Below are 17,358 nucleotides of genomic sequence, written 5' to 3' on the forward strand. Positions count from 1 at the left end.
GGATATTCCACCGCGGCGACGGAGGGGCGGGCGCGGCGGCGGGGGCGGGCCGGGAGGGCGCCGGGGCCCCCGGGGACGTCAAGCGGATGCCGCGTCCGGGCCGTCGAGGAGTTCGCCGAGGAAGCCGTCCCAGTTCAGGCCGCCCCACTCCGCCTCGGCGGGGACGGCCCGGTAGGTGGTCTCCAGCCAAGCCGCCAGCCGCGCCGTCGGCACCTCGAACAGGGCCTCCACCTCCGGTGCTTCCAGCAGCAGCCAGGAGGACGGCCGCTCACGGGGCAGGGTCGGCCACATGCGGACCTCACCGCAGCCGCTCATCGCGGTGAGACCGCCGTGCAGCAGCTCGCGGCCGATGGGCCGCCGCACGAGTTCCCGGCCGCGCTCCGTCGCGAAACCGACCGTGACGACCGCCGGGAGGAACGCGTCGAAGCGGAAGGTGGCGCGCATCGGCAGCCGCGTGAACTCGTCGAGCATCCGGTCCACGTCCAGACACAGGGACGGCACCGGCGCGGGCCGCGAACGCACCGGGGTGTGCGGGTGGTGGGGGTGCATGACGGGTTCCCTTCGGTCGGACGGAGCGAGGCCTGCACCGCAAACTCTCCGGCGGGCACGGGGGCCGCGGCATCCGTCACTTGACGGCGGAAGGGACGTGCAGTCAGGCACCGGGCGGGGTGTGCCCGCGTACGGAGCAGGGGCCTCGCCATCGGGAGCGGATCGGGCCGTGCGCCGCCGCCTCGGCCGCGAGGGTCGCCATGGGGGCCAGGCTGCCGACGCTAGGACCGCGTCGCCTTCCCGCATGCGCCCCCTGAAGGCCCGCCCTGCCCGACCGGCGCGCTGCGGTCGTACGGGTCGATCTCCGCGCCGGCCCCGTCCGCCCGGCCCTCGCTGCCGAAGGGCGGGGTCAGATGGCCCGTGGGGGCGCCGCAGCCGCCGTTGGTCACGTCGTACTTGTACGAGGTGATCGAGAACGTGCCCGGCTCCGTGATCACCTTGGCGGGGTCGTCCCAGCTCAATACCAGCTCGCGCCGGACGATCGTACGCAGGATGTCGTCGTCGCCGCCTGCGCCCGCGCGGATGACCGGGTAGACGAAGGTGACGTCGGCCGACACCCGGAGCGCGCCGCGCTCGCCCTCCCGGTAGGTGAGCCGGCCCCGGGTCTTCACGGTGTCGCCGACCAGTTGGGTGCGGGAGGGCTGGAAGCGGCTGAAGAGGAGGAGGGGGTCGTTCTTCTCACTCGGGGTCTGGAAAGCAGTCTTCAGAAAGTCCTGAACGTCTTTCTGGTGCGGGTTGATGAGGGATATCGCCTTCTCGGGGTGCCCGCCCCGGAGCACCCCGCGGTCCAGGCTGGACGCGATGAGGAAGTCGCGCGTGCGGGCCAGGGCCTGCTCGACCTCCGCCGTGCTCATCCAGCCCACGGCCTCCGCCTTCGGTACGGTGATCCCCTCCGCCCCGTCGGCCCAGCTTGCTGCCGGCGAGCCGCGGAAGGGCTCCTGCCTGGTGGGGCGTTGGGCTGCCGCCGCCGGGGGTGCCTGGGTCGGGCGGGCGGTCTCCGCCGCCGGGGGCGGCGAGTCAGCGCCCGCGAACAGGCCTCCCACCCTCCCTGGCGCAAGCGCCACCACCGCCAGCAGCCCCAGCGAGGCGAACAGCCCGACCGCGTACCAGCCCGTGCGCCGCTTGGGGCGCGCAGGCCTGTGGCTGCGCCAGCCCTCCGGGGGGCCTGGCTCCGCGCGCAGCCGCTTCGCCACCTCCCGGGCCCGGGCGGACGGCTCTTTGGGCGCGCCGGCGGCACCTGCCACGGATTCACGCAGGAACCGCTCCCACTCCTCGTCGGACCTGGACGTGCCGTCCGGCTCAGTACCCGCACCCATTCTCGGCCCCCCGGCATTGCATGAGAAAACGGCCCACTCCCCTGGGCGCGCGTCCGCATGATGACACAGAGCGCTGACAGCAACGTCTGATCGGCCTGGCGGTGCACGGGCGCCGGTCGTGGCGGCCCGCGGCCGATTCCGGGTGGCGACTCAAGCGCCGAAAAGGGTGTGGTTTCGCACACGGGAAGGATCAGGCCCCGTCGCGTGGGGGAGATTCCCCGGCCCGTTGGCGCGTTCCCGGCCGAGCGGGCCGTCGGGGTCGGCTCGTCGCAGGTCCACGGGACAATGGCGGAATGACGCAGTGGTTTCGTTGCTATTGGGACGAGGAAGACATGTGGTTCTGCTTCGAGGTCGACAGCGACGGCTGGGTCACCCGCCAGGTTGAACTGCGAGGTCCCCACGAGGAGCCGGTGGCCGCAGCTTCACTTGCCGAGTGGGAGGCCGCTCTGGCGGACGGAACACTGGAGGCCTACGAGAGCGTCTTCGGTGCCACTGCCGAAGTGCCCGTCCAGGAGTGGGACGGGCATGACCCGCACGATCTCGGCGTCGACGAGTTCGAGGCCATATGGCTCGCGGCACGTACAGCCTGCCGCGCAAGGGCTCGGATCAATCCGGTGAGCGGAGCCTGAAACCGAGGGCGCTCCATCGCGCGCCGGTCTGCGCCCGGTGGCGGGACACCTTGCCCGCAGGAGTTCGGCCATCGCGTTCGAGTAGCCGGGAAGGCGATGACCAGGCGTGCGGTGTCCGTCGTCCGCGGGCCGCTTGAGCAGTACCTGGATCGCTTCCTTGCCGAAGGCGTCGCCGCGCGAGTAGCCGGAGAGCCATGCCTCTTCGCACTTCCTGATCGAGCACGGTGACACGGACGGCTCCTGCACCTGTGGCCCGGGTGAGGGCGATCGGCCCGCCGGGGAGGGTGAGCTGATCTTTGATCAAGTGATACACGCAGGTTGCGGACGGGCAGGTCGTCGCCCGGTCCATTCGTCCACGATCGGCACCGGGCGTCGTCACGCACGTTTGTGCAAACCACTTGCTGTTGCATGTCTATTGCAATAAGCCTGGAGGGTCTTGTCGTCTGCCCACAGGATGCGGAGCACGCCATGCCCCACCTACTGCCGGACTCCGGACCGCAGCGGACCATCGCCGCCTCGAACTTCGTCTATACCGTCGGCAGCGGGCTCTACCTCACCGCCGGGGTGCTCTACTTCACCCAGGCGGTGCGGCTGCCGGCCGGGCAGGTGGGGCTCGGGCTCGGTATCGCCGGAGCCCTTTCGCTGGTGGTCGGGATCGCCGTCGGGCATCTCGCCGACCGGCGCGGGGCGCGCGGGGTGTACGCCGCCACGCTCGTCGTGCAGGCGCTGGCCACGGCCGGATTCCTGCTGGCGGACAGCTTCTGGCCGTTCGTCGCCGCGGTGTGCGCCGCCGTCGGGGCGAAGGGCGCCGGGCTGGCCGCGCGGAGTCCGATCATCCGGCACCACGGAGGGGAGCGGCCGCAGGAGTTCCGGGCGTACCTGCGGGCCGTGACCAACATCGGCATCTCGCTGGGGGCCGTGCTGGCGGGGTGGGCCGTGCAGGTCGGCACGGTGGACGCGTACCGGCTCCTCGTCGTCGGCAACGCGCTCGCCTTCGCGGGATCCGCGGTGATCCTGTTCCGCCTGCGGCCCGTCAAGCCCGAGCCCGTCGTGGGCGGTCCGCGGTGGATCGCGCTGCGGGACCGGCCGTACCTGGCGCTGACGGTGCTGGACGGGGTCATGGCCATCCAGTTCAAGGTGCTCACCGTGGCCATTCCGCTGTGGCTGGTCGCGCAGACCTCGGCGCCGCACTGGCTGATCTCGGGGACGATGCTGCTGAACACCGTGGTGGTCGTCACCTGCCAGATGCGGGCCAGCCGCGGGATCGGCACGCCCTCGGCGGGGGCTCTCGCCTACAGGCGCTCCGGCTTCGCCTTCCTGGTGGCGTGCGTGCTGATCTCGCTGTCGGCGGGCGTACCGGGATGGGCCGCGGCAACGCTGCTGCTGGCAGGGGTCGCCGTCCACACGATCGGTGAACTGTGGCATTCGGCCGCCGGCTTCGAGGTCTCGTTCGCCCTCGCGCCCCGGCACGCCACAGGCCAGTACCTCGGGGTCTTCGGTCTCGGTGCAGGCCTGGCCGAAGCGGTCGGGCCCGCGCTGCTGATCTCGCTGTGCATCACGTGGGGGCGGCCCGGGTGGTACGTCGTCGGCGCGATGTTCGCCCTGACGGGGCTCGCCGCGCCACTCGCCGTGCGCTGGGCCCAGCGCGACCGGTCGGCAGGGCCTGCGGCGGTCGGAGTCACTGCGCAGGCGGGAGCGGCAGGGTGATCAGCCAGTAGTCGTACTCCTCCGCGGTGATGCCGCAGATCCGGTCGCCCGAGGCGGAGCGGGCGATGAACTCGATCCGCTGCTGGTCGTCGACGAGGCGGGCGACGTCGGCGGTGTCGGTGAGGCGCGCCCGGATCCAGCCGGTGTCCGCGCTGCGGAGTGCCACGGCGGTGACGAGGAAGGTCCCGTCACCGGCGATGACGCCCGAGCGGCGGGCGTGGGCCAGCCAGAGGTCGTGGACTCCGCGGCGGTCCGCGGCCAGCGGGAACGTCGCACTGGGCTCCACGGTGAAGCCCGCCATCGCGCGCCAGGCGGTCTCGACCGACGGGCCGGGGGTGTTCCCGTGCACCCCGTCCACTGCGAGACCGGCGGAGCGGATGAGGCCGAGGACGGTTGGCGGCTCGCTGGTGTGCACGGCTTTCTCCTCAGGCGACGTCGGGTTCCGCCTGCCGCATCGCCGTCAGGCCCTGCCGAGGGGACGGTTGGGAGTCTATGTCGCTCCGGTGGTGAGGTCCTGCGGCGGTCCTCCGGTGTGCGGGCGCGGCTTCGTGCGTTGCGGCCGACCGCGGGTGGGGCGTGCGGGGTGGGTGTGCGCCCCCTTTGGCGGGGACAGACGTCGAACCGAGCCGCCGAGAAGGGGGGTTGGGGTCGCGGGTGGGGCGCATTCCGGTTTTGCGCACCCGATCGGATGATCAAATTGCGCCGACCGGGTGGCGGCCGGACGGAACGTCACTTCGGTGCGTCTTGGATGACGTCCATGATCTTTTCAGCAGCGACGTGGGCACCCGCCTACCCGGTCGGCGACACCGGTGAGCCCCTGCCCGTGCACCGCGCAGTCGCCGCCGCCGCACTCCGCGCGCCGGACGGCACCGCGGTGGTGGAGGAGGGCGGCCGGAGTTGGTCCTACCGCGAAGTGTGCGCTTACGCAGGCGAGTTGGCCCAGCGGTTACGGGAGGCCGGGGTCGGGCCCGGGGCCGCCGTGTCGGTGCGGCTGCCGCGGTCGGCACGGCTGGTCGCCGCGCTGCTCGCGGTGTTCGAGGCCGGCGCCGCCGCCGTGGTGCTGGATCCGCGGACGCCGGCCGAGCGGCTGGACGCCGTCGAGGACGACGCCGGGTGCGCGGCCGTGCTCGTACCAGCCGGAGTGGCCGGGCGCCCCGGCGGGCCGCGGGCCGTCGCCGTGCCGGAGGCCGGGCGCGCGGGATCCCGTACGGGTCCGGCCGCGGGGGTGGCGGAGGGGGAATTCGGGCGGGTGGCGTGCGTCTTCTACACGTCGGGGTCGACCGGGCACCCGAAGGGCGTCCAGGTCACCCACCGCAACCTGGCGCACTTCGCCGCCGACCCGCACTGGGAGGAGCCCGGGCACCGGGTCACGGCGCTCGTCTCCGCGCTCGGCTTCGACGCGCTCAGCCACGACCTGTGGCTGCCGCTCACCCGGGGCGGCACCGTCGTCGTTCCCGCCGAGGACCGGCTCGACGCCCACCGGCTGGCCGCACTGGTCGCCCGGCACGGTGTCACCGGGGTCTTCCTCACCACCGCCTGGTTCAACCAGATCGCCGCGGACGACCCGGGCGCGCTGCGGGGGCTGCACACCGTGCTCACCGGGGGCGAGGCCGCCGACCCGCAGGCGTTCGTACGGATCCGGGCCGCCTGTCCGCAGCTGGCGCTCGGCCATGTGTACGGCCCCACCGAGTGCACCACCTTCACCACCCTGCACGCCCTGCCGCCCGGGAAGCCGTTGCCCGCAGGGCGGGTTCCGATCGGCACCGGGCTGCCGGGGGCCGCCGTACGGCTGCTCGGGCCCGATCTGGCCGAGGTGCCGGACGGCGAGCCCGGCGAGGTGTACATCGCAGGCGAGCAGCTGGCCCAGGGCTACCTGGGGCGGGCGGGCCTGACCGCCGAGCGCTTCGTGGCCGACCCGTACGGTCCGGCCGGTGCGCGCATGTACCGCACCGGCGACCTGGCCGTGCGGGGGCCCGGCGGCGCGCTGGAGTACCTGGCCCGCGACGACGACCAGGTCAAGATCCGCGGCCACCGGGTCGAGCCGGGCGAGGTGCGCGCCGCCCTGGCGGCCCTGGACGGGGTCGCGCAGGCGGTGGTGGTCGCGGACGGCGGGCGGCTCGTCGGCTACGCGGTGCCGGAGCGCGGCGCGGCGGCGGTCACCGGGGAGGAGCTGCGCGAGCGGCTGGGCCGGACGCTGCCCGAGTACCTGGTGCCGTCGGCGGTGCTGCTGATCGACGACGTGCCGATGACCGTGAACGGCAAGGTGGACCGGGCTGCGCTGCCCGCGCCCGCCGCCGTGCGGGGCGGGGCGGGCGGCGCCGCGCGGACGCCGGCCGAGCGGGCGCTGTGCGCGGCGTTCGCCGAGGTGCTCGGGCTGCCCGGGGCCGGCACCGGTGACGACTTCTTCGCGCTCGGCGGTGACAGCATCACGGCGATGCGGCTGGTCAGCCGGGTCCGCCGGGAGAACGTGGCGATCAGCTCGCAGGACGTCTTCCGGCTGCGGACCCCCGGAGCGCTGGCCGCCTCCGCGCAGGCGGCGGCGCCGGCCGCGGACCTGCTGCACCAGTCGGCGACGGGCCGTCTGGAGCTGCCGCCGATCGCGCTGTGGCTGCGCGAACAAGGCCCGGGTGTCGGCGAGTTCGTGCAGTCTCAGCTCGTCGAGACGCCGCCCGGGCTGGGGCGGGAGGCGCTCGTCGCGGCGCTGCAGGCGGTGCTCGACCGGCACGACGCGCTGCGCACCCGGCTCCCCGACCCGTCCGCGGACACCGTGTGGCAGCCCGAGGTGCTGCCGCCGGGCGAGGTGGAGGCGGGCGCTCTGCTGGACGTGGTGGACGTACGGGAGCTGCCGGGCGCCCCGTCCGCGCGCGACGTCCGTGAGGCGGTGGCGGGCGTCATGCGGTCGCTGGACCTGCCCGCGGGGCGGGCCCTGCGCGCGGTGTGGTGGGACGCGGGCCCGGCGCGGGCGGGCCGGCTGCTGCTGGCCGCGCACCACCTGGTGGTGGACGGGGTGTCCTGGCAGGTGCTGGTGCAGGACCTGGCGCGGGCCGCGGAGGATCCGCGGGCACTGGGCGCCTGGGGCGCGAGGACCCCGTACCGGCAGTGGGTGCGGGCGCAGGTCGCGCGGGCCGGCAGCGACGAGGTGCTGGCGACACTGCCGCACTGGCTGGAGGCGTGCGCCCCGGCGGCCGGGCCGTGGCCGGCGCGCGGGGCGCTGGATCCGGAACTGGACACGGTGGGGACGTCCCGTTCGGTGGAGTCGGTGCTGCCCGCCGAGGTCGGCCGGGCCCTGCTGACCACCGCGCCGGCGTACTACGGTGCGACGACGCAGGAGCTGCTGCTGGCCGCGCTGGCGGTGGCCGCCGCCCGGTGCAGCGGGTCTGCGACGCTGGTCCTGGACACCGAGGGGCACGGCCGGGACGGGGCGGCGGCGGGCGGCGCGGAGCCCGCAGTCGCCTCCACGGTGGGCTGGTTCACGTGCATGTTCCCCGTCCGCCTGGCCGCGGACCCGGGCGTGGCGGACGCGGAGCTCGCGGACGCGGTGCGCGCCGTACGGGAGCAGTGGCGGCGGGTGCCGCGCGACCGCGCCTCGTACGGGCTGCTGCGCCACCTGCACCCGCAGGCCGGCGGGCTCCTCGCCGCCGCGCCGGGGCGGCCGGTGCTCTTCAACTACCTGGGCCGGTACGCCGTCGCCGGCCGAGACCCGTGGCCGTACGCCGCGGAGGCGCCCGTCCTCGGGATCCACCGGGCCGCCCGGCAGCCGCTGTCGCACCCGCTGGAGGTCAACGCGGTCGTCGACGAGCGCACCGGGGAGCCGCTGCTGACCGCCGTGTGGCGGTGGTCCGCGCGGCTGGTCGACAGCGGCGACGCGGAGCGCCTGGCCGGGGAGTGGGCCCGTGTGCTGACCGCTCTCGCCCGGGCGGACGGCGGAGCGCAGCCGGAAGGGGCCGGGCACGTCGTCATGCCCGGGCAGCGTGCGCAGGAGCAGTGGCCGTGTTCGCCGCTCCAGGAGGGGCTGCTCTACCACGCCCACGAGGGCGGGGGCGCCGCTGATCCGTACCACGTGCAGACGCTGCTCGACCTGGAGGGGCCGGTGGACGCGGGTGCGCTGCGGTCGGCGCTGGGCGTGCTCGTCGAGCGGCATCCGGCCCTGCGGGCCGGGTTCCGGTGGGACTGCCGGGGCCGGGCGGTGCAGTTCGTGCCGGAGAAGGCCGCGGTGCCGTTGCGGGAGGTGGACCTGGCGGGGCTGCCCGAGGGCGAGCGCGGGCCCGCCGCGGAGGCGGAGGCGCGCCGGGACCGGGACGAGCCGTTCGACCCGGCTGCGCCGCCGCTGCTGCGGGCCGTGCTGCTGCGGCTGGGCGGGGACCGCTCGCTGCTTCTGCTGAGCTACCACCACATCCTGATGGACGGCTGGTCGATGCAGGTGGCGCTGGCCGACCTGGCCGACCTGTACGGGCAGGCCGCATCGGGCGCGGTGCCGGCGCTCGCCGCGCGGCCGTCGGCGCTGGCGTACCTGCGGTACGTCGCCGATCAGGACGCGGCGTTGGCGGGGAAGCACTGGCAGGCCCTGCTCGGCGGCGTGACCGAGCCGACGCTGCTGACGCCGCCGCCGGGCGGCGGCGGGGAGCGGGTGCGGCCGCGGACGGTGCTGGTGGAGCTGCCGGCCGGGCGTACGGCCGCGCTGCGGGCGCGGGCCCGGGAGCGGGGGCTGTCGCTGAACACGCTGGTGCTGGGCGCGTGGGCGCTGGTGCTGGCCCAGCTGACCGGCCGGACGGACGTGGTGTTCGGCACGGTCGTCGCCGACCGGCCGCCCCACCTGCCCGGGGTCGAGTCCATGGTCGGGCTGATGAACAACGCGGTTCCGGTGCGCGTGGACACCGCCGCGGCCGGCGACCGGGGAGGGCTGCTGGCGGCGCTCCAGGAGCAGCGGACCGAGATGATGCCGTTCCAGCACCTGGGGCTGGCGGAGATCATCCGCGGGACCGGGCTGCGCGAGTTGTTCGACACCGTCGTCGTGCTGGAGACGTATACGGACGCCTTCGCCACCCGGTGGGGCGCTGACCTGCGGGTGGTGTCCAGCCGGGTGGAGAACGGCACGCACTACCCGCTGTGCGTGCTGGTCTCGCCCGGGGAGCGGGTGGCGATCCGGGTCCAGTACCAGCCGGGGCGGATCGGCGAGGAGGGGGCGCGGGAGATCGGGGCGCGGCTGGTCGAGGCGTTGGACGCGCTGGCCGCCGACCTGGACGCGCCCGCCGCGCAGCCGGTCGCGGCCGCCGCCGCGGGCGGGGCGGGCGGGGGCGGGGAGGAGCTGCTGCCCGTGCCGGTGCCGGTGTTGGAGCGGTTCGCCGGGCACGTGCGCACGGCTCCGGGGCGGCCGGCCGTCGTGGACGGCGCCGGGGTGCTGGACTACCGGGGCCTGGACGCGGCCTCGGACCGGCTGGCCGGGGAGCTGTCCGCTCGCGGCATCGGGCCCGAGGACGTCGTCGCGCTGTGCCTGCGGCGCGGCCGGGACGCGGTGGCGGCGATGCTGGCGGTGCTCAAGGCCGGGGCCGCGTACCTGTGGCTGGATCCGCGGCACCCGGCGGCCCGGTTGGCGGCGCTGGCCGCCGAGGGGCGGCCCGCACTGCTGGTACGGCAGGCGGAGTTCGATGCGGCGCTGTCGCTGGTCGACGCCGCCGTGCCGCGGATGCTGCTGGAGCCGCGGCACGTGTCTGCCGAGCCGCCGGCCGGACCCGGTGGACGGCGGGTGCGCCGCCGTCCGGTGCGGCTGCCCGGGCACCCGGCGTACGTGGTGCACACGTCGGGCACGCAGGGGACGCCCAAGGCCGTGGTGATGCCCGGGGCGGCCCTGGACCGGCTCGTGGACTGGCACGAGGAGCGCTTCCCCGCGGAACCGGGGTCGGTGACGGCGCAGTTCACGTCCATGGCGTTCGACGTCGCCACGCAGGAGGTGCTCACCGCGCTGTGCACGGGCCGTACGCTGGCCGTCCCGGACGCGGACACCCGCGCGGACGCGGCTGCCTGGACCGCGTGGCTTCGTACGCACCGGGTCACCGAGCTGTTCGCGCCGACGCCCGTCCTGGCGGCGCTGTGCGAGTTCGCCGACGGGGAGCGGGAGGCGCTGCCGGACCTGCGGCACCTGGTGCAGGCCGGCGAGGCGCTCGTCGTCGGGCCGCAGCTGCGCAGCCTGTGCGCCCGCGGCGGGAAGCGGCTGCACAACCACTACGGGCCGGCCGAGACGCACGTCGTGACGGCGGGCGAGGTCGCCGGGGAGCCGGCCGGCTGGCCCGCACGGCCCCCGATCGGGCGGGCGGTGCCCGGATCGCGGGTGAGGGTGCTGGACGCGGGGCTGCGGCCGGTGCCCGAGGGGCTGGTCGGGGAGCTGTACCTGGCGGGCGACCAGGTGGCGCGCGGGTACCTGGGCCGGCCGGGGCTGACCGCGGCGCGGTTCGTGGCCGACCCCTGGGGGCCGCCCGGGGCGCGGATGTACCGCACCGGTGACCTGGCGCGGAGGCTGCCGGACGGCTCGCTGGAGTTCACCGGCCGCAACGACGACCAGGTCAAGATCCGCGGGCACCGCATCGAGCCGGACGAGGTGCGGGCCGCTCTGGCCGCCCTGCCCGGGGTGGTGCAGGCCGCCGTGGTGGCGGGGCCGGACGGGCGCGGCGGCAAGGAGCTCACCGGTTACGCCGTCGGCGCGTCGGAGAGCGGTGCGCCCCTCGACGGGGCTGCGCTGCGGGCCGCGCTGGCGGAGGTGCTGCCGGACTTCATGCTGCCCGCCCGGGTGATGGTGCTGGAGCACATGCCGCTGACCGTGAACGGCAAGGTGGACCGGCGGGCGCTGCCCGAGCCGCAGCGGGCGCCGGCCGTGCTGCGGGAGCCCCGTACCCCGGCCGAGCGGGCGGTGGTCGAGGCGTACGCCGACGTGCTGGGCCTGGAGCGGGTCGGCGTCGACGACAACTTCTTCGACCTGGGCGGGCACTCGCTGCTCGCGGCCCGGCTGTTGCAGCGGCTGCGCGAGCGGCTCGACCCGTCGGTGACGCTGGCCCAGGTGATGCAGCGGGCCACGCCGGCCGCCTTGGCCGCGGCGTACGCAGCGGGGGCGGGGGCCGGGGGTGAGCCGGACTCCGGGCCGGGCGGCGCGGCCGCCGGGGCGCACGGGGCCGCCGGCCCCGGCCTCGACGGTGCGGCCGTCGCGGCCGTACGGAGCTGACCGGGCGCCGATAGGCGCACGGGGGCCGCCCCGGGATGCGCACGGGGCCGGCCCCTCCCCCATTGATCCATCGCAGTGCCATGCGCGGCAGCGCCTGCGCACCGCCACATCCGAGGAGATTGCATGAACCCGTTCGACGACCCCGACGGCGCCTTCGCCGTGCTCGCCAACGACGAGGGCCAGCACAGCCTGTGGCCCGCCCACATCGCCGTTCCGGACGGCTGGCGCGAAGTGCACCCGCGGGCCGACAGGGCCACCTGCCTGGCGTGGGTCGAGACGTCCTGGACCGATCTGCGGCCGCGCTCGCTGCGGGCCGCCGAGGCCGCTGCCGGGACCGCCCGGTGAACGCGCCGGACACACCCGTCCTGCGCGTCGCCGTCGTCGCCGCGCTCCCGCAGACCGCGCCCCCGCTGGTCGAGGCGCTGCGCGCCCTCGGGCACCGGGTCCCGGTGGTGGTCGGCCACCGGCGCCCCGCCGACTGGCCCGGGCACGTGCTCGGCGAGCACGACCTGCCGGCAGGGGTGGACCTGGCCGTTCCCGCCCGGACGGACTCGATCGCGGGCCTGTTGGGCGCGTACGCCGTCGACGTGGCCGTCAGCTACGGCTACCCGCGCAGGCTTCCCGCCGCCGCTGTGGCCGCGGCCCGGCTGGGGACCGTCAACTGCCACCCGTCCGACCTGCCCTCGTACCGGGGGCCGAATCCGGTGGGGTGGGCCGTGCGCAACGGCGAGCGGACGATCGGCGTGACATGGCACCGGATGGACGCAGAGCTGGACACGGGCTCCGTGCTGGCGCGTACGACGATCGCCCTGGACGAGGAGGTGTGGTCGTTCACCGGGGTCAACGCCCTTGTGCTGGAGGCTGCTTCGGAGATGCTGCCGCTGGTGCTGCGCCGACTGGTGCGCGGGGACGCGGGCGAACCGCAGCCGGAGCGGAAGGGCAGTTGGGCCGGGTTCTTCGCGGAGGACTACGCCGCGGTGGACTGGTCGGGGCGGGCCGCGGACATCCACGCCCAGGTCCGCGCCTGGAACATCGCCGGCCACCACCCGCGCGTACAGGGCCCGGTGGCGGTGATCGACGGCGCACGCTGGCGGCTGCGCCGCACGACCCTGCGCCAGCCGCCCCCGGGCACCGGCCGCCGCATCACCTGCGGCAACGGAGACCTGTGGGTCCTGGCGGCGGACCCGCTGGACTAGGTTCTGTCCAGCGGATCGTGGACGGGAGGCCCCGCGGCGGCAGTGCAGCGCCGCCGCGGGCCCCGGGGTGCGGCTCCGCGACCCCGGCACACCGGGTCCGACCGACGATCCCCGAGGGCAGGCACGACATGCGATGGACCGTTCACGGCGAGCACAGCCTCTACGAGACCCCGTGGGTGCGGTTGCGCTCCCTCGACGTGGAGCAGCCGGACGGCGTCCGCACCGACTACCACGTGGTGCGGCTGCGGGACCTCGCCGTCGCGGCGGCCGTCGACGAGCGGCAGCGGGTGCTGATGATGTGGCGCCACCGCTTCGTCACGGACACCTGGGCGTGGGAGCTGCCCATGGGCCTGGTCGAGGACGGCGAAAGCCCCGAGGTCGCCGCGGCGCGGGAGCTGGAGGAGGAGACCGGCTGGCGTCCGGAGACCGTCAGTGCGCTGATCAGCGCCCAGCCCGCGGCCGGGATCACCGACAGCCGGCACTTCGTGTTCCGCGCGGACGGGGTCCGGCGCATCGGCGAGCCGAGCGAACGCAACGAGTCGGACCGGCTGGAGTGGATCCCGTCGGCCGACATCCCCGGCATGATCGCCCGCGGGGAGATCGTCAGCAGCGCGACCCTGGTGGGCGTGATGGCCCTGCTGCTCGACCTCAGGGCCTGAGGCTGCACCGTCGCCGCAATGCCGACCCGGTGGCCGACACGGCGCGGTTGACGGCGCGGGCGCCGCGGCCCGGTGTCACAGGCCTGACTCGGCCCGCTCCCGCAGCGCCGCATGTGCCTGCGCGGCGGCCTCCGGGTGCAGCAGCACGTCCGCCGCCGTGCAGGCGAGGGCTTCCGCCGCCGCGAGCAGGACGCGGCGTGCGCGGGGAGACGCGGCCGCCTCGGCGAACCGGGGGGTGTGGTCGGAGCCGTCCGCCGCGTCCATGATGGCGAGGAACGGGTGGATGGCCGGCACACGCGTGCTCACGTTGCCGATGTCGGAGGAGCCCAGGTACACGCCGGACTCCGGTTCGGTCAGGTGGATCCCCGCCCGTGCCAGGTGGTCGGTGAACCGGGCGGTGAGGACGGGGTTGTCGCGGAAGTGCTCGTACCGCGACCCTGCCCGCTCCACGGTGGCCTTGGTCCCGGTGGCGGCGGCCACGCCTTCCGCGCACCGCTCCAGCTCGCCGGCGAGTGCCTCCAGGGCGGCCGTGGTCGCGCCCCGGAGCCCGAACAGCCCCTCCGCGTACTCGGGCACGATGTTGGTGGCGCGGCCGCCGTCGGTGACGATGCCCTGGACGTGGGAGCCGGGCGGCAGCCGGCGCTGCAGCACCCCCAGCGTGTTGAAGAGCTGGATGAGCGCGCCCAGGGCGTCGATGCCCTGCGTCGGGTTGCCCGTCGGGTGGGCGGCGCGGCCGTGGAACCCCACCCGGACCTGCGCGCTGGCCGTCAGGGGCGCCCACGACCAGTCGTGGACGCCCGGGTGCACCATCAAGGCTGCGTCCACGCCGTCGAACACCCCCGCTTCCACGAGCGCGACCTTGCCGCCGCCCCGCTCCTCCGCGGGCGTGCCGACGGCCAGCAGCGAGCCCTGCGGGTCGCCGAGGGCGGCCCGCACGGCGAGGGCCGCGCCCAGGCCGGCCGCGGCGATCAGGTTGTGCCCGCAGGCGTGGCCGAGCCCCGGCAGCGCGTCGTACTCCAGCAGCAGGGCCACCCGGGGGCCTTCGCCGCTGCCGGCGCGCGCGGTGAACGCGGTGGTCAGGCCGGCCGTCCCCCGCTCGACCCGGAAGCCGTCCCGCGCCAGCTCCGCCGTCAGCAGCCGGGCCGCCCGGTGCTCCTCGTAGGCCGGCTCGGGGTCGCGGTGGAGCGCGAGGGCGGTGTCCCACAGGCGGTCGGCGCGGGCGGCGACCTCGTGCCGGACCCGGGCGTACACCGCCTCCGGGGCGTCGACGGGGAGGGTACGGCCGTGGGTGCCGGGGTGGTCGTCGGGCACGGTGGACTCCTGGGGGTGGGCGGCCGGGCGCTGATGTGCGTGTTCCACGGCAGCGGCTGCTGATGCGCCGCATCAGGCAGGAGGGGCGGGGGTCAGGCGGGGTAGGGCGGGCGGTGAGGGGTCGAGGCGGCGCAGTCGACGCAGGTGGCGGCTGCCGGGCGGATCTCCAGGCGTTCCGGGGGGATGGGGTTGCCGCAGTCCTCGCACCGGCCGTAGCTGCCCTCGGCGAGGCGGTCCAGGGCGCGGTCCAGTTCCTGCAGGTGCTCGCGGGTCCGGGCCAGGAGGGCGGCTACGTGGGCCCGCTCGAAGGCGGTGCTGCCGCCCTCGGGGTCGTGCTCGTCGTCCACGGCGACCAGGGCGTTCGCCGCGACGATCCCGTCGTACTCGCGGCTGAGCGCGGCCGCCTCCGCGAGGGTGTCGGCGCGGTCGGCGGCGAGGCGTGCGCGGACGGCGGTGGCGGCGGACGGGGTGTCCGCATCGGGGCCGTGCCGGGGTGCGTCGGCCATGCCGGCCACAACGCCGCCCCGCGACCGGTGATTCCCGGCCGCCGCCGGAGGAGGCGGGGCGGCGGCCCGGTCTCAGCGGGCCGGAACGGGCTGCGTGAGGTTGACGGCATTGCCGTCCGGGTCCGCGATGTGGGCGACGCGGTGGCCCCACGGCATGTCGCGGGGGCCGCTGCGGACCGAGCCGCCCAGTGCCTCCACGCGGGCGAGCGTCCCGTCGACGTCGTCGACGCCGATGCCGAGCAGGATCCGCGGCGCCCTACCCGGCCCGGGGTCCTCCTCGGCCACCAGGCCGAGGTCAGTGTCGCCGATGCGCAGGCCGAGGTAGAAGGGCGGCCCTTCGGCCGGGAACCGGAAGACCTCCACGGCTCCGAAGAGCTCGGTGTAGAAGGCGCGGAGCAGGTCTTGGTGCGCGGTGATGATCACAGGCTGGATGGTGGACATGGTGCCGGTGCTCTCCCTGTCGAGGACGGTCGCGTCGAAGGGGAGACCGGTCGGGCGCGGCGAACTCATCGGCACCGCCGCTGCCGGGTCGACCACCGGCCCAGGCGCGGCCGGCGCGCCTCGGCCTGGTCGTGTGCGAGGGTTCAGTACCACTGCTGGCTGGTGCCGCCGTGGCAGTTCCACATGATGACGGGCTGGTCCGGGAGGTAGGTCCGGATGTCGAGACAGCGGCCGTTGCCGGTGTTGCGGATGGTGCCGTCCGTCGCCTTGCGCCACAGCTGGCTGTTGCCGCCGTGGCAGTTCCACATGATGACCGGTTCGCCGACGTCGTAGGTCCGGATGTCGAGGCAGCGGCCGTTGCCCTGGTTGCGGATGGTCCCGTCGGGCTCGAAGCGCCACTGCTGGCTGGTGCCGCCGTGGCACTCCCACATGATGACGGGCTCGCCCTCGCCGTATGTCTTGATGTCCAGGCAGTAGCCGTTGCCGGCGTTGCGGACGAGCACCGGTGCCGCGGCCGCGGCCCGTGTCCCGCCGGCCGCGGCCGGGGCGGAGAGGGTCACGGCGGCGGCCAGGGTGAGCAGGCTCAGACCGAGCGTGAGGTTCGCTCGCACGCGCATGGGGGCTCCTCGTGAGTCGCTTCGATGCGGTCCCGGTGGATGCATCGGCGCGCTCAGGGTCGCGGTGCGGCGTCCGCGCGGTCGATGGCCGGGGCTCGGCCTCACCCGGTCGGACCAGGCAGGCACGATCCTGCTTTCCCTCACACGATGGACGGCGGTGTCCCGGGAGGGGTGGCTGGTTCAGGTTTCGTCCGCCGCGGAGCGGGAGGGCCGGGTCGCACGGCGTCTGCGGTAGGCGATCGTGCCGCACACCGCGAGGACGAGGACGGCCGCGGCGGATGCCCCGAGGGCCGGGTGTTCGGCGAAGAGGCGGCCCAGCACCCGGAGCGCGCCGAGCCCGGCGGTCGCGTAGATCAGCGCCCAGGCCGCCCCGCCGACGAACAGGGCGGGGAGGTAGCGCACCAGCGGCATGCGCATGCTGCCCGCCAGCAGGTTGGCGGCGGTCTGGAAGCCGACGGTCAGGAAGGAGACGGCCACCACCGGGGCGCCCCAGCGCTGGATCGCCCGCTCGACCCGCTGGAACTTCGCCGAGGAGATCCGCTCGGCGAACCGGCTGCGCCGGGCGCCGGCGCCGGCGAGCCAGCCGACGGCGAAGGTCCCTCCGGCGCGGAGCAGCACGATGACGTAGAGGGCTCCGGCCGTCAGCGCGATCTCATCCACGGCGCCTCGTCCCGGTCCGGGGGGCGGCGGCGCAGGGGGCGCCCGTCACCCGCATGGGTGCTCCGTCCCCGCGGGGGCGCGGCGCGCACGCGCCCGGCCGTCGTCTCTCACCTGCGCCCTGCCTCTGACTGTTCCGTTCCATGGGTTGCCACCTGCGGCAGCGGTGCCCGAACCTGCAGCCAGGCAAGGCCACCCTAACCGAACGCGCATCGGGGGGGTACAGGGCACCGGCTCCGGCCCGCCGGGAGGTCCCCCCACGCAGCAGCGCCGTCAGGGCCTGGGGATTCCAGGGACCTGACGGCGCCAGTGCTTGGGGGAACCCGCTGGCACAGGTTCCGGCCCGGTGTGGTGCGTGTCGAGTCGGCCTACCGGCCGGGAAGGCCGAGGTGGGGCGAGAGAGGGCAGGGGAGGGCTCCAGGGCCGCTGCCCCAGTCCGAAACGGACAGAGGGAAGGCCGTTTCCAGAAGGCGTACGTCCCCCCGGAGCGGCGTGGCCGGACGGCACCCCTATGACCCTTGCATAACCCTCTCCTCCACCTGTGGAGTGCGGAACAAGGA

The 17,358-nt window shown here is 75.3% G+C and carries 14 protein-coding genes; 6 read left to right on the plus strand and 8 right to left on the minus strand.

All coding sequences use genetic code 11. The annotated features are described in order from the left end of the window. Positions 1-78: 78 nt before the first annotated feature. Together IE170_RS26840 and IE170_RS26845 are read right to left on the minus strand one after the other, a co-directional pair. A complete protein-coding gene (locus tag IE170_RS26840; RefSeq protein ID WP_189812028.1) occupies positions 79-549 on the minus strand; it encodes an SsgA family sporulation/cell division regulator in 471 nt (156 codons plus the stop codon). A 221-nt stretch (positions 550-770) separates the two neighbouring features. Then, complete coding sequence (locus IE170_RS26845; protein ID WP_189812029.1) at positions 771-1,865, minus strand: hypothetical protein; 1,095 nt, start codon at positions 1,863-1,865, stop codon at positions 771-773. 293 nt (positions 1,866-2,158) lie between these two features. Between IE170_RS26845 and IE170_RS26850 the strand changes: the two genes are divergently transcribed. Together IE170_RS26850 and IE170_RS26855 are read left to right on the plus strand one after the other, a co-directional pair. After that, the gene (locus IE170_RS26850) at positions 2,159-2,494 is read left to right on the plus strand and encodes a hypothetical protein (protein ID WP_189812030.1); all 336 of its coding nucleotides are present in this window, start codon (positions 2,159-2,161) and stop codon (positions 2,492-2,494) included. Positions 2,495-2,962: 468 nt separating this feature from the next. Continuing rightward, positions 2,963-4,201: an MFS transporter gene (locus IE170_RS26855; protein ID WP_189812031.1), complete on the plus strand. Its 1,239-nt coding sequence runs from the start codon at positions 2,963-2,965 to the stop codon at positions 4,199-4,201. Here IE170_RS26855 and IE170_RS26860 read toward each other — a convergent pair. Further along, on the minus strand, positions 4,173-4,616 hold the full coding sequence (locus tag IE170_RS26860; protein WP_189812032.1) for a hypothetical protein: 444 nt from the start codon (positions 4,614-4,616) through the stop codon (positions 4,173-4,175). The genes IE170_RS26855 and IE170_RS26860 overlap by 29 nt on opposite strands. 342 nt (positions 4,617-4,958) lie before the next feature. On the opposite strand from IE170_RS26860, the gene IE170_RS26865 reads away from it, so the two are divergent. From IE170_RS26865 to IE170_RS26880, 4 genes are all read left to right on the plus strand, one after another. Further along, positions 4,959-11,411 (plus strand): non-ribosomal peptide synthetase, encoded by a 6,453-nt coding sequence (locus tag IE170_RS26865; protein ID WP_189812033.1) that lies wholly within the window; start codon positions 4,959-4,961, stop codon positions 11,409-11,411. Between the two features lie 123 nt (positions 11,412-11,534). Next, a complete protein-coding gene (locus tag IE170_RS26870) occupies positions 11,535-11,756 on the plus strand; it encodes an MbtH family protein (protein ID WP_189812034.1) in 222 nt (73 codons plus the stop codon). Then, entirely contained in the window at positions 11,753-12,607 is an 855-nt protein-coding gene (locus tag IE170_RS26875) for a methionyl-tRNA formyltransferase (protein WP_189812035.1), read from the plus strand. Before IE170_RS26870 ends, IE170_RS26875 begins: the two co-directional genes overlap by 4 nt. 128 nt (positions 12,608-12,735) lie before the next feature. Beyond that, positions 12,736-13,266 carry an NUDIX hydrolase gene (locus IE170_RS26880; protein WP_189812036.1) on the plus strand — a complete coding sequence of 177 codons (531 nt, stop codon included), beginning with the start codon at positions 12,736-12,738 and terminating at the stop codon, positions 13,264-13,266. 75 nt (positions 13,267-13,341) lie between these two features. On the opposite strand, the gene IE170_RS26885 is transcribed toward IE170_RS26880, so the two are convergent. The 5 genes from IE170_RS26885 to IE170_RS26905 form a co-directional block, all read right to left on the minus strand. Then, a complete protein-coding gene (locus IE170_RS26885; RefSeq protein ID WP_189812080.1) occupies positions 13,342-14,577 on the minus strand; it encodes an amidohydrolase in 1,236 nt (411 codons plus the stop codon). A 92-nt stretch (positions 14,578-14,669) separates the two neighbouring features. Further along, on the minus strand, positions 14,670-15,083 hold the full coding sequence (locus tag IE170_RS26890) for a TraR/DksA family transcriptional regulator (protein WP_189812037.1): 414 nt from the start codon (positions 15,081-15,083) through the stop codon (positions 14,670-14,672). Positions 15,084-15,155: 72 nt separating this feature from the next. Beyond that, positions 15,156-15,524 carry a VOC family protein gene (locus IE170_RS26895; protein WP_189812081.1) on the minus strand — a complete coding sequence of 123 codons (369 nt, stop codon included), beginning with the start codon at positions 15,522-15,524 and terminating at the stop codon, positions 15,156-15,158. A gap of 143 nt (positions 15,525-15,667) precedes the next feature. Further along, positions 15,668-16,141 carry an RICIN domain-containing protein gene (locus IE170_RS26900; protein WP_189812038.1) on the minus strand — a complete coding sequence of 158 codons (474 nt, stop codon included), beginning with the start codon at positions 16,139-16,141 and terminating at the stop codon, positions 15,668-15,670. A gap of 180 nt (positions 16,142-16,321) precedes the next feature. Beyond that, positions 16,322-16,801, minus strand: a complete 480-nt coding sequence (locus IE170_RS26905; protein ID WP_189812039.1) for a DedA family protein — start codon at positions 16,799-16,801, stop codon at positions 16,322-16,324. Positions 16,802-17,358: the final 557 nt, after the last annotated feature.

The organism is Streptomyces toxytricini, assembly GCF_014649915.1.
Classification (GTDB): Bacteria; Actinomycetota; Actinomycetes; order Streptomycetales; family Streptomycetaceae; genus Streptomyces; species Streptomyces toxytricini.